Annotated in this window: 11 protein-coding genes; 9 read left to right on the forward strand and 2 right to left on the reverse strand. The window is 69.3% G+C overall.

Annotated features, from left to right (window positions below; all coding sequences use genetic code 11):
- The first annotated feature begins 336 nt into the window (after window positions 1-336).
- From GWK61_RS21725 to GWK61_RS21755, 7 genes are all read left to right on the forward strand, one after another.
- A complete protein-coding gene (locus GWK61_RS21725) occupies window positions 337-1356 on the forward strand; it encodes a LacI family DNA-binding transcriptional regulator (RefSeq protein WP_194910844.1) in 1020 nt (339 codons plus the stop codon).
- Window positions 1357-1518: 162 nt separating this feature from the next.
- A complete protein-coding gene (locus GWK61_RS21730) occupies window positions 1519-2805 on the forward strand; it encodes a sugar ABC transporter substrate-binding protein (RefSeq protein WP_194910845.1) in 1287 nt (428 codons plus the stop codon).
- A gap of 61 nt (window positions 2806-2866) precedes the next feature.
- Entirely contained in the window at window positions 2867-3862 is a 996-nt protein-coding gene (locus tag GWK61_RS21735) for a carbohydrate ABC transporter permease (RefSeq protein ID WP_194910847.1), read from the forward strand.
- Window positions 3862-4719 (forward strand): carbohydrate ABC transporter permease, encoded by an 858-nt coding sequence (locus GWK61_RS21740; protein ID WP_194910849.1) that lies wholly within the window; start codon window positions 3862-3864, stop codon window positions 4717-4719. Before GWK61_RS21735 ends, GWK61_RS21740 begins: the two co-directional genes overlap by 1 nt.
- A gap of 90 nt (window positions 4720-4809) precedes the next feature.
- Entirely contained in the window at window positions 4810-6543 is a 1734-nt protein-coding gene (locus GWK61_RS21745; protein ID WP_194910851.1) for an amylo-alpha-1,6-glucosidase, read from the forward strand.
- A gap of 136 nt (window positions 6544-6679) precedes the next feature.
- A complete protein-coding gene (locus GWK61_RS21750) occupies window positions 6680-7240 on the forward strand; it encodes a SigE family RNA polymerase sigma factor (protein ID WP_194910854.1) in 561 nt (186 codons plus the stop codon).
- Entirely contained in the window at window positions 7203-8000 is a 798-nt protein-coding gene (locus tag GWK61_RS21755) for a hypothetical protein (protein WP_194910856.1), read from the forward strand. Before GWK61_RS21750 ends, GWK61_RS21755 begins: the two co-directional genes overlap by 38 nt.
- A 79-nt stretch (window positions 8001-8079) precedes the next feature.
- On the opposite strand, the gene GWK61_RS21760 is transcribed toward GWK61_RS21755, so the two are convergent.
- A complete protein-coding gene (locus GWK61_RS21760; protein ID WP_228562703.1) occupies window positions 8080-9936 on the reverse strand; it encodes an alpha-L-arabinofuranosidase in 1857 nt (618 codons plus the stop codon).
- Between the two features lie 143 nt (window positions 9937-10079).
- A complete protein-coding gene (locus GWK61_RS21765) occupies window positions 10080-10316 on the reverse strand; it encodes a hypothetical protein (RefSeq protein ID WP_194910858.1) in 237 nt (78 codons plus the stop codon).
- Between the two features lie 11 nt (window positions 10317-10327).
- Between GWK61_RS21765 and GWK61_RS21770 the strand changes: the two genes are divergently transcribed.
- Window positions 10328-11836: a glycoside hydrolase family 62 protein gene (locus GWK61_RS21770; RefSeq protein WP_194910861.1), complete on the forward strand. Its 1509-nt coding sequence runs from the start codon at window positions 10328-10330 to the stop codon at window positions 11834-11836.
- A 26-nt stretch (window positions 11837-11862) separates the two neighbouring features.
- The coding region (locus GWK61_RS21775) for a glycoside hydrolase family 11 protein (protein WP_194910863.1) at window positions 11863-12489 on the forward strand (627 nt) is incomplete at its 3' end.

Genomic DNA, 12489 nt, shown 5'->3' on the forward strand with positions numbered 1-12489 from the left:
CCAACCGCACCCGCCACACCCACCCGACACCAGCACCAGCACCCACACACAAAGCAGGAGCGCCCTTTTTCGCCGTACCGCGCGCCGATCGCGCGCGCCTGCGCCACCTTCCGTGGCCGCGCCTCTCTGCGGTCGACCATCTCGTCGAACCGGTTCGTCAGAACCTAGGCCGCCGGCCCCCGGCTGTCAACGCCCCCGGGGCGACCAGGTCGTCAGGGCTCGGCTTGCTCGCTGTTCACATGATTGACACACGAAGCCGACGCGCCTACTCTCGCTTCAACTCGCCGGTCGAACCGGTTCGATTTCAGCCCGTCCTTGTCGCCATCGGAGAGTCGCGTGAACATCGGTGAGATCGCTCGTCGTGCGGGAGTCTCCCGCAGCACGGTGTCCTACGCGCTGTCCGGGAAGCGGTCGATCTCGCCCGAGACCCGGGCGCGGATCCAGGCGGTGATCGACGAGCTCGACTATCAGCCCAGCGCCACCGCGCGGGCGCTGTCCTCGGGCCAGACCCACACCCTGGGCCTGGTGTTCCCGCCGGCCAGCAGCCACTACACCGACATGCAGTTGGACTTCATCGGCTCGCTGGTCGAGGCCGCCGCCGGGTTCGGGTACGACGTGCTGCTGGCTGCGTCCGTCGGCGACAACGAGCAGGGGCTCCGGCGCCTGGTCGCCGAGCGGCGGGTGGACGGCGCGGTCCTGATGGAGATCCGGCTGGACGACGCGCGGGTCGACTACCTGGCCGAGGCCGGGTTCCCGTTCGTCACCATCGGCCGCACCGGCAAGCCCGACCACACCCGGTGGGTCGACATGGACTACACCGCGCTGGTCAGATCGTGCGTGCAGCACCTGGCGCACCTCGGCCACCGGCGGATCGCGTTCGTCAACCGCTCGGAGCGGCTGTTCCGCGCCGGGTACGAGTCCGCGCACCGCAGCCTGACCGGGTTCGAGGCCGCCTGCCGGGAGCAGGGCGTCGTCGGCACGGCCTACCTGTGCGGCGACGACGCGGCCTCCGGCGAGGACACCGTCGGCCGGATCCTGGCCGCCGCTCCGGACACCACCGCCCTGGTCACGGTGAACGAGGCGGCGCTCGGCGGTCTCTACCGGGGCCTGGCCGCACACGGCCGCAAGGTCCCGCTGGACTTCTCCGTCACCGGGATCGCCCTGAGCCGCTGGGCCACCGCGGTCACGCCGCAGCTGACCGCGGCCGACGTCTCGGCCGCCGAAATGGGCCGGGTCGCGGTGGAACTGCTCCTGGAACTGCTCGCCACCCCCGACGCGCCGCCCCGGCACGTCCTGCTCGCACCACCGGTCTCCCTGCGCGCGAGCACCGGGCCCGCCCCCGCATCAGAGCACTGACAGCTCACTGACAGTCATCCGGCAGGCGACTGTCAGACGGCATCTCAGAGCACTGACGCAAGGCGTTCTCCCGGCGCTCGCGCGACCCAGAAATCCCATCCTCCGCACGGCAATGCGGAGTCCGTCAGCCGCCTGGTGGCGGCGGATCGAAAGGGAACGACTATGAAATCACATTCCATAACCCGGCGGCTCGCCGCCGTCGGACTGGCCTTGGCGATCACCGGCGCGGCCGCCGCCTGCTCGGCGTCCAAGAGCTCCACGGGCGCCGGGGGTTCCGGGTCCGGTTCCGGGTCCGGCGGCGCGGCGGCCGGCGGCACCTTCACCGTCTGGGACCCCTACCCGCAGTTCGACAGCGGTTCGGCCTGGTCCCAGCTGCTGAGCAAGTGCGGCACCCAGGCCGGGGCGACGGTCAAGCGCACCGGCTTCGACACCACCGACCTGACCACCAAGGTCCTGCTGGCCGCGCAGCAGGGCAACTCCCCGGACGTGCTGATCGTCGACAACCCGGTGGTCTCCACGCTCGCCGACGCCGGAGTCGTCACCGACACCGGAACCACGCACCTGGACACCTCGGGCGTCGCGCCGAACCTGCTGGCGGCCGGGCAGCTGGCGGGCAAGACCTACGGCGTCCCGATCGGAGCCAACACCCTGGCGCTCTACTACAACAAGGCCGTGCTGACGGCGGCCGGCGTGGACATCGCCTCGGTGAAGGACTGGCCCTCGCTGACGGCGGCGCTGGCGAAGGTCCACGCGGCCGGCAAGAAGGGCATCACGTTCTCGGCGATCGGCACCGAGGAGGGGAGTTTCCAGTTCCTGCCGTGGTTCTGGGGCGCCGGGGCGAACCTGAAGCAGCTCGACTCCTCGCAAGGCGTCGCGGCGCTGTCGCTGTGGACCGACTGGCTGAAGAAGGGCTACGCGCCGAACTCGGTCATCAACAACACCCAGACGACCAGCTGGCAGGAGTTCGCCACCGGCCAGTACGCGTTCAGCGAGAACGGTACGTGGCAGCTGGCCAACGCCAAGAAGGCAGGGTTCGACTACGGCATCATCCCGATCCCGGCCATGACCGGCGGAACCGCCGCGGCGCCGACCGGCGGCGAGTTCGTCACCATCCCGGTCCAGGACAAGACCGACCGCTACACCACCTCGCAGAAGCTCGTGGCCTGCCTGACCAGCGCCGACAACGCGCAGGCCACCGACACCACGCTGTCCTACGTCGCGGCCACGCCGGCCGTGCAGGCCAAGCAGGTCGCCGCCAATCCCGACCTGCAGCCGTGGGTGGCCGCGGTCGCCGCAGCCAAGGGCCGCACCAGCGACGACCTGGGGACGAAGTACCCGAAGATCTCGCAGCCGATGTGGACCGCGGTGCAGGCGGCGCTCAGCGGCTCGTCCTCCCCGCAGGCCGCGATGACGACCGCGCAGAACGCCGCCGCCGCGGCGACCAAGTGACGCCGGACATCCAAGGCACCTGCTCATGGACTCCACGACGCTCATGAATTCCACAACGCCCATGAATTCCACGACACAGGCCGGAGCGCGGTCTGTACCGGATGCGAAGGGCGTGCGGGGCGCGCGCGGGGCGGTCCTCACCGCCCTGCGCCGCGGTCCCGCGTCCGGTCCCCGCCTCACCTCCGCGAACTGGGCGGGCTGGGCGTTCCTCGCCCCGGTCGCGGTGTATCTGGTGGCCTTCTACGCCTACCCCATGTACCGCAACATCGAGCTCAGCCTGCACCACTACACGGTGCGCTCGTTCGTCCACGGCGGCGCCCCGTTCACCGGCCTGGACAACTATCGCAAGATCCTGAGCGACCCGGCCTTCGGCCCGGCGCTGATCCACACGCTGGTGTTCACCGGCGTGTCGATCCTGTTCCAGTTCTGGATCGGCATGGGGCTGGCGGTGTTCTTCACCCGGCACTTCCGGTTGTCGGCGACGCTGCGCGCGCTGTTCCTGGTGCCGTGGCTGCTGCCGCTGATCGTGTCGGCCTCGACGTGGTCGTGGATGCTCAACAGCGACTCCGGCGTGGTCAACCACGTGCTGCACAGTGTGGGGATCGCGCCGATCGACTGGCTGACGTCCCCGAAGTGGTCGCTGGCCTCGGTGATCATCGCGAACGTCTGGATCGGCATCCCCTTCAACCTGGTCATGCTCTACAGCGGCATGCAGGCGATCTCGCCGGAGTTGTACGAAGCCGCGGAGCTGGACGGCGCGAGCGCGTGGCAGCGGTTCTGGAAGGTGACGTTCCCGCTGCTGCGCCCGGTCGCGGCGATCACGCTGCTGCTCGGGCTGGTCTACACGCTGAAGGTCTTCGACATCATCTGGATCATGACGAAGGGCGGCCCGGCCGGCTCCTCGGCGACCTTCGCGACGTGGTCCTACCAGCTGGGCTTCGGCAACCTGCTGCCGGAGTTCGGGCCCGGGGCGGCGGTCGGCAACCTGCTGGTCGTGATGGCGCTGGCCTTCGGCCTGGTCTACATCCGGGCGCAGCGCAAGCAGCGGGAGGCGTGATGCAGAACGTTCGAGGCCCCGGCGCTTCCCGTGCTCTCCGTGCTCCCCGCACGACGTGGTGGAAGACCGGCGTGGGCCTGGTGCTGACCGCGCTGATGCTGTTCCCCGTCTACTGGATGGTCAACGAGTCCCTGACCCGCGATCAGGACATGCGCAAGACCCCGCCGAACTGGTTCCCGGTCCACGGCACCCTCGACGGCTACCGCGCCGTACTGCACCAGCAGATGCCGTACCTGGGCACGAGCTTGTTCGTCGGCCTGGGGACGGTGGTCCTGACCGTGGCGGTCGCGGCGCCGGCCGGCTACTCGCTGGCCAAGCTCCGGCCGCGCGGCGGCGGCCTGCTCAGCTTCGCGCTGCTGATCGCGCAGATGATCCCCGGCATCATCATGGCGATGGGCTTCTACGCCATCTACCTGAACCTGGGCCTGCTCGGCAGCGTGCCGGGGCTGATCGTGGCCGACTCCACGATCGCGGTCCCGTTCGGCACGCTGGTGTTCGCCGCCTTCATGTCGGGCATCCCGGAGGAGTTGCTGCAGGCCGCCAAGACCGACGGCGCCGGGCAGCTGCGCACGTTCTGGTCCATCGTCATGCCGGTCAGCCGCAACGCCGTCGTGACCGTGTCGCTGTTCGCCTTCCTGTGGGCGTGGTCGGACTTCATGTTCGCCAACACCCTCGACAGCGAGGGCGGCGCGCAGCCGATCACCCTTGGCATCTACCACTACATCGGCAACAACAACCAGCAGTGGAACGCCATCATGGCCACCGCGGTCGTGGCGTCGGTCCCGGCCACCGTCCTGCTCGTCGTCGCCCAGCGCTACGTCGCCGCCGGCGTGACCGCCGGAGCGGTCAAGGACTAGCAGGACCAGCAGGACTAACAGGACCAGCAGGGCCGGCAAGGTCCAGCCCGCCGACGCAGCCGTCCGCACCCCGTACACAGAAAGACCACTATGACCATCGCCGGTGCCCTTCCGACGTTCGACGTCCGCGACATCCCCTTCAGCCACCACGGATCATGGTTCGGCATCTCGCCGGTGATCGCCGAGGCGACTTACGCCGAGGACCTGCACCTCGTCTCGCACCAGAACGGACTGCACGCGGTTCTGCGCTTCACGCCGACCGATCCGTCCGGCTCCCGCGTCGAGGCGGCCGTCGAGGCCACGCCGGCCCGGCTCGGCTGGACGTGGCAGGGTTCTGCGATCGAACTCGGATACGAGACCGACGACACGGTGCGGGTGCGCGGCGACGGCACGGGTTTGGGCCTGCGCGTGAGCGCCGCCGATCCGAAGCTCACGCCGTTCAGCGGGCCCTACTTCTACCGCGATCCGGTCGACGGGTCCTACATCTACACGCTCTACCAGACCGGACGCCGCTATCGGATCACCGTGCTGTCGGGGGAGCCCGCCGAGGTCTTCGGGGAGCAGGCGCTGGGAACCGCCGAACGAGGTCTGCTTCTGCCCGCCGACCGGGCCTGGGAGATCGCCGTCGAGGAGTTCGACAGCGCCCGGCCGCGCTATCGCAGGGGTGTGGCGTTCGACGGCGTCGTGAAGGCTGCCGAGAAGCGGTTCGCAGAGTTCGTGGACGCGATCGCGCCGTGGCGTGGCGCCGAGACTCCGGCGGCGGAACTGGCCGCGTACGTCCTGTGGTCGGCGACCGTGCGGCCGGCCGGATTCCTGTCCCGGCCAGGCGTCCTGATGTCGAAGCACTGGATGGACAAGGTCTGGAGCTGGGACCACTGCTTCAACGCGATCGCCCTGGCCGCCGGCGCGCCGGAGCTTGCGTGGAGCCAGTTCCAGATCCCGTTCGACCATCAGGACGAGAGCGGTGCGCTGCCGGACTCGGTGACCCACTCCGAAGTCCTCTACAACTACGTCAAGCCGCCGATCCACGGCTGGGCCCTGGGACATCTGCGCGCGAACCTTCCCCGCGAACTGAGCCGCGCCGAGGTCGTGGACGTCTACGACAAGCTGTCGGCCTGGACGCGCTTCTGGCTGTCCGCACGCCGCGTCCCGGGCCAGGCGCTGCCGCACTACCAGCACGGCAATGACAGCGGCTGGGACAACGCGACCACCTTCGACGCCGACCGCGTCGTCCAGACCTCGGATCTGGCCGCCTTCCTCATCCTGCAGCTCGACCGGCTCGCCGGACTCGCCGAGGAGCTGGACCTCCCCGACGACGCCGACGTCTGGAGACGCCATCGCGAAGAGGTGAGTACCGCGATGCTGAAGGAGCTGTGGCGCGACGGCCGGTTCGTCGCGCGTGGCGCCGCGACCGGAAAGGCCACCGCCAGCACCAGCCTGCTGGACCTGATGGCGATCGTCCTCGGCGACGCTCTGCCCGGCGACGTCCGGGACACGCTGGCCCGCGACATCGAAGCCCACCTCACGCAGTACGGCCCCGCCACCGAACAGCTCTCGTCGGAGCACTACGAGGCCGACGGCTACTGGCGCGGCCCGATCTGGGCCCCGTCGACCGTCCTGATCGAGGACGGTCTGCGCCGCGCCGGCTTCGCCGAGCTCGCCGACGAGGTGAGCAGCCGCTTCCGTGCCCTGTGCGAGAAGTCCGGCTTCGCAGAGAACTTCGACGCTCTGTCCGGCACCGGCCTGCGCGACCGCGCCTACACCTGGACGGCCAGCGCCTACCTGATCCTCGCGGCCGCCCACGAATCGCGGAGGCAGGGTTAGTTCACCCCGCAGCATCGGACAGCCACCGGTCCGATGCCGGTGTTACCGGTCGCCTGCTAAGCTGGCGACCCGCAAAGCGGTTGAACGTTCATCAACTTACCCCCGGTTCATCTCTCTGAGAGGCTTCCTCGCGAAGATGGTCGTCGACGATGCCTCGGCGGAGTTCCACGACTTCTTCGAGCGCCACTACGCCGAGCTGAGCCGGCTGGCCTTCCTGCTGACCGGTGAGTCGGAGGGGGCGGACGACCTCGCCGCGGACGCCATGCTCGCGCTGTGGCACCGGTGGGACCGGCTGCGCGCGGCCGACCATCCCGTCGCCTACGCCCGCGGCGTGGTGGCGAACATGGCACGCAACCGCACCCGCCGGGCGATCCGCGAGCGCAGCCGCGTCAGGCTGCTCTGGGCTGGCCGGACCGAGCGGGTCGAGGAGCCGGACGTGGCCGGCGGCGTGGACGTCCGCGCGGCGCTGGCCCGCCTGCCCTTCCGCAAGCGTTCCTGCGTGGTTCTGCGGCATGCTTTCGACATGTCGGAGAAGGAGACCGCGCAAGCGCTCGGGATATCGGTCGGTACGGTGAAGAGCCAGACGTCGAAGGGCATGGCCGAGCTCCGACGGCTGCTCGGCGTCCAGGCGGCCGGAGATCTGGCGGAAGGGGGATTCGGTGGACGACACTCGCAAGCATCTGCGCCAGGCCGCTGAGGCCCACCAACCGGACCGGGAGGCGATGCTGGCCCGGATCGAGCAGAGCATGGCCGCCGGGCCGCACGCCGATCGCGGGCCCCGCGCCGACCGGGCCCGGCTGTACCGGCGGCGCCGGCAGGCCTCCTGGCTCAAGGTCGCGCTCGTCGGCTTCGCCGGCGTCGGCGTGCTGGGCCTCGGCGGCCTCGCCCTCGCAGCCGGCGTGCGGCAGGAAGCGCCCCAGCATCCGACGCCGGTGACCGTGACGCCGACCGCCCCGGCCACGACCTCGCAGCCCCAGGCTCCAGCCACGACGAAACCGCCGACCTCCTCCGGGCCGTCCACGCCGCACCGCTCGGCCACACCGAGCGCCGACGGACCGAACGCGCTGAACGGGCTGATCTCGGCCCACGCAGACGTCAACGCGCACAGCACCGTCTACTGGTCCCAGAACGACCTGACCCTCGACGTCGCCCAGCCGCTGAGCGCGCTGACCGTGGAACTGCGGATCGCCCAGACCGGCGCCGTGCAGAGCACCGGAGACTGGCAGACGGCGCCGCCGGACGACTTCACGGTCACCGTGACACCCTCCGACGGCTACCTGGTCTACCGCTGGACCCTCAAGCCCGGCCACACGATCCCGGCCGCGCAGCAGCTCTTCGGCGCGCAGTTCAACCACGCGACCGGCAAGCGCGACGCGGGCCGGGACACGTACCTCATCGATGCGACCGCGGCCGGCCACACCGGCGAGATCCGCGGGGGCTTCGCGGCAGGCAACTGAAAGCCCCTCCGGTCGCCGGGGCTCAGGGCTCCAGTGACCGGAAGGGCTCGGATTCACAGCAGGTCCAGCGGCGAACTCATCACCCCCGGTGCGCAGCCTTGGTGCGCCGCCGGCGCGTCACCAGAATGCCGCCGGCAGCGATGACGATCACGCTTCCGATCATGGTGTAGGTGATCGCGCTGCTCGCTCCGGTGAAGGCCAGCACGCCGCCAACGTCCCCATGGTCCTGCGACGCGTCAGCCGCAGCCGTGGTCGATCTGCTCGAAGTCGGCGTCTTCGCTGCACCGCCGACACTCCCGCGGTATTGCGAGCCCCCGGCGGTGGAAGAGGTGTGCGATCCCGGCGCGCTCTGATGCGTGGGTTGCGTGGGATGGGTACCCGATGTGGCTGGGGTCGGCGCCGAGGAAGGAGCCGCGGTCGGCGGAGCGGCCACCGGCCCGGTCGGCTTCAGTTGGAGCGTCGTGATCGAGTACGGCGGCAGCGTCTGCGCGGCCGCGGTACCGGCCGTCGCGGTCGTCAGCGCGGTCCCGCCCTTGGTGTACGAGACGGTCGTGACCGCCCCGGCGGCCGGCGTGAACCCGCGGTACGCCAGCGACACCGTCGCCGCGTTCGCCGCGTCCTTGTTGATCAGCATGACGTTCAGGCCGCCGCCGGTCGTGCGCACCGCGTGCACGGCCACCGTCGCGCTGCCCGACGACGACTGCACCATGGTGTCGCCGGGTGCGGCCAGCGCGGTGAGCGAGCGGATGCCCCAGTACGTCGGGAAGGGTGTCTCCAGAGCCGGCTCGCACGTCCCGCCGGAGCAGGTCCCGCTGGACAGGATGCCCTCGTCCTCGTAGTCGGTCTGGCCGTCGAGGGACTTGGCGGCGCTGGGGCCGTTGTGCTCGTCCCACCAGTCGACGTTGAAGACCCCGTGCTCGAACCAGGTCATGAAGGTGTCCGGCGCGTACAGCGCCGCGGCCTGGCTGGTCTTCGCGGGGGAGTTGTCGCCGTCGGTCTCGGTGACGGCGATCTGCACGGACGAGGCGCGCGACCCCGCGTAGGTGGCGATCAGTGAGCGCAGCGTGTCGGTGATGGCCCCGATCTTCTCGGGGGTGTTCAGCAGGTCCGCCGAGGTCGCGCCGCCGGGGTAGGAGTGCACGATGACGAAGTCGATCGAGCTTCCGGCGATGGACAGCACCGTGTGGTTCCAGTCGGCGCCGTCGCCGGGGCCCTTCGTCCCGTCCGGAAAGCCGCCGGGGGTGGTGAGCACCGCTCCGATCTTCACGGTGGGATCCACGGCCTTCATCGCCTTGGCGTAGGCGACCAGGTTCGTGGCGTACGTGGTCGGGCTCTTGTCGGCGTGGTTGTCGGTCTCCCAGCCGCTGCCGTTGCTGTAGTGCCCGTTGCCGTAGACCTCGTTGCCGATCTCCCAGTACTTCACGCCGTAGTGCTTGTCGACGTTCGCGTACTTGACCCAGTCGGCGGCCTCCTGGGGCGAGCCTGAACCGTAGTCGGCGATCAGGATCGGCTGCGCCCCGACCGTCTTCGCGGTGGCCATGAACTGGTCGAAGCCGGTGTTGGGCAGGTTCCAGGCGTTGGGTCCGTCGAGGGTGTGGGTCTTCCAGTGGTAGCCGTCGCCGTAGGACCCTCCGGGATAGCGCAGCCGCTGGATGCCGGCGGCCTTCATCAGCGACGTCGCCGCCGGGTCGCTCATGTTCGGGTCGTAGACGGCCGTGTTGAGGCCGATGCCGCCGGCGGGCACCGTGCCCAGGGACGTGCCGGCGTCCACGGTGACCGTGGCGGCCGGCGCGGCGTAGGCGGTGCCGGTGGTCGCCGTCATGGCGCCGGCGACACCTGCGGCGACGACGAGCGCGACCGCTCCGGGTATCGCGGGGTGGCGGACCAGGCCGGTTCGGATGTGGGGCCGGACGGCGGTCGGGTCGGTGGGTGACACGGAGGGCTCCCCTTCAGGGCGGATGGACGTACGTTCGGCCCCTTAGTGGCCCGAGGCCCGCAGAAGGTTGCCGTCCCGATCGGGAAATCTTCGAAGATTCATGGGATGTCGATGATCGCGGCCGACGCGGGACGTGTGGCGCGCTACGCGCAACCAGCCAGTACAGAGGTGAAACTTTCGCCGGTCGCGACCTGCGGCTCGGCTCTTCGAACGCTGCGAAACCGCTCGTCCTCCCAGCTCATCACCGTGATCGCGAAGCGGTCGGCGTGGTCGGTGCCGGGTACGGTCTTGAGGCGGCCAGGCGTTCGTGGCAGCTTCACGCACTGGTGCGGCATGCCGACACCACGTCGAGTGATCCCATCTCCATCGAGGGTCTTCAAGGAGCGTGTCCATGAGCCTCTTCGACCGCCGCGCGGCGCTCGCCGCCGTCGTGGCGACCGGTCTCGCGGTCGCCGGCGTGGCCGTCGCGACGACCGCCGCCCGGGCCTCTGCCGGCTGCCAGGTCGTCTACACCGTGTCGAGCCAGTGGTCCGGCGGGTTCAGCACGAACATCAATGTCACCGACCAGGGGGATCCTGTCACCTCCTGGCGGCTGACGTGGTCGTTCGGCGCCGGGCAGACAGTCACCCAGCTGTGGAACGGGATCGTCACCCAGACCGGCGCGCAGGTCAGTGTGGCCAACGCCGCCTACAACGGGTCCATCCCCTCCGGCGGTAGCGTGAGCCTGGGCTTCAACGGGACGTGGACCGGCAGCAACCCCGTCCCCACGGACTTCGCGCTCAACGGCGTGTCCTGCGAAGGTTCGCAGCCGCCGCCGACCACTCCGTCGACGGGGCCCACGACGACGCCTTCGACAACGCCTTCGACGAGCCCGTCGAGCAGTCCGTCGACCTCCCCGTCGACCACTCCGAGCAGCCCCGGCGGCTCGCTGCCGAGCAGCTTCCGCTGGAGCTCCAGCGGCATCCTGATCAGCCCGAAGTCCGACGCGACGCACAACATCATCGCGGTGAAGGACCCGTCGGTCGTGCACTACAACAACCGGTGGTACGTGCTGATGTCCACCGTGGACTCCAACGGGAACTACGGCATGGCGCAGACCAGCTTCACCGACTGGTCGCAGGCCGCCTCGGCGCCGTTGACGTACCTGGACACGACGCCGATCGGGGGCGGCTACAAGACCGCGCCGATGGTCTTCTACTTCGCGCCGCAGAAGCTCTGGTACGTGACGTACCAGATGGGTTCGAACATCGGGTACTCGACCAACCCCGACATCGGCAACCCGTCCGGATGGAGCGCGCCGCACACCTTCTACAGCAACGGGATCCCCTCGATCATCCAGCAGAACATCGGCAGCGGCTACTGGGTCGACAGCTGGGTGATCTGCGACTCGGCGAACTGCTCCCTGTTCTCTGCCGACGACAACGGGCACATCTACCGCTCGACGAGCTCGCTGTCGCAGTTCCCCAACGGGTTCGGCGACGGAAGCAACACGGTCATCGCAGCGTCCGCGCCGAACAAGTACGACATGTTCGAGGCCGACAACGTCTACAAGGTCGACGGGTCGAACACGTATCTGATGGTCGTGGAGGCCATCGGCTCTGACGGCCACCGGCTGTTCCACTCCTGGACCGCCAACAGCCTCACCGGCTCCTGGTCCCCGCTGGCCGCCACGCAGTCGAACCCGTTCCTGGCCGCGTCGAACACCACGTTCGGCGGGACGCCCTGGACGCAGGACCTCAGCAGCGGAGAGGCGATCCGCAGCGGCTACGACCAGACGGTCACGATCAGTCCCTGCCACCTGCAGTACCTGTACCAGGGCAAGGACCCGTCCGCGAACCAGAGCTACAACCTGCTGCCCTGGCGCATCGGGCTGGCCACGCAGACCAACTCCACCTGCTGAAACCCCGCGAGATGAAAGGATCGGCAATGATCATACGTGGCAGACGGCTTTTCACAGCCCTCTGTATCGCGCTGCTGGCAGCCCTCGGGGTCTTCATGCCGAGCACGGCCAGCGCCTCGACGATCTGCAACAGCCAGACCGGGAACAACAACGGCTACTACTACTCGTTCTGGACCGAGGGCAGCGGGTCGGCCTGCATGACGTTCGGCTCCGGCAGCAACTACAGCACGTCCTGGAGCAACGCCGGCAACTTCGTGGCCGGCGAGGGCTGGAGCACCGGCAGACGCCGGACCGTCAACTACTCCGGCAGCTTCAACCCCTCCGGCAACGGCTACCTGTCGCTGTACGGCTGGACCACGAACCCGCTGGTCGAGTACTACATCACCGACAACTGGGGCAGCTACCGGCCGACCGGGAACTACATGGGCACCGTCACCAGCGACGGCGGTACCTACGACATCTACGAGACGACTCGGGTGAACGCCCCCTCCATCATCGGCACGGCGACGTTCAACCAGTACTGGGCGGTCCGGCAGTCCAAGCGCACCGGCGGCGCCATCACCACCGGGAACTTCTTCGACGCCTGGGCCAGCCACGGGATGAACATGGGCCAGTTCAACTACATGATCCTGGCCACCGAGGGCTACCAGAGC

It is taken from the genome of Catenulispora rubra, assembly GCF_015356825.1.
GTDB lineage: Bacteria > Actinomycetota > Actinomycetes > Streptomycetales > Catenulisporaceae > Catenulispora > Catenulispora rubra.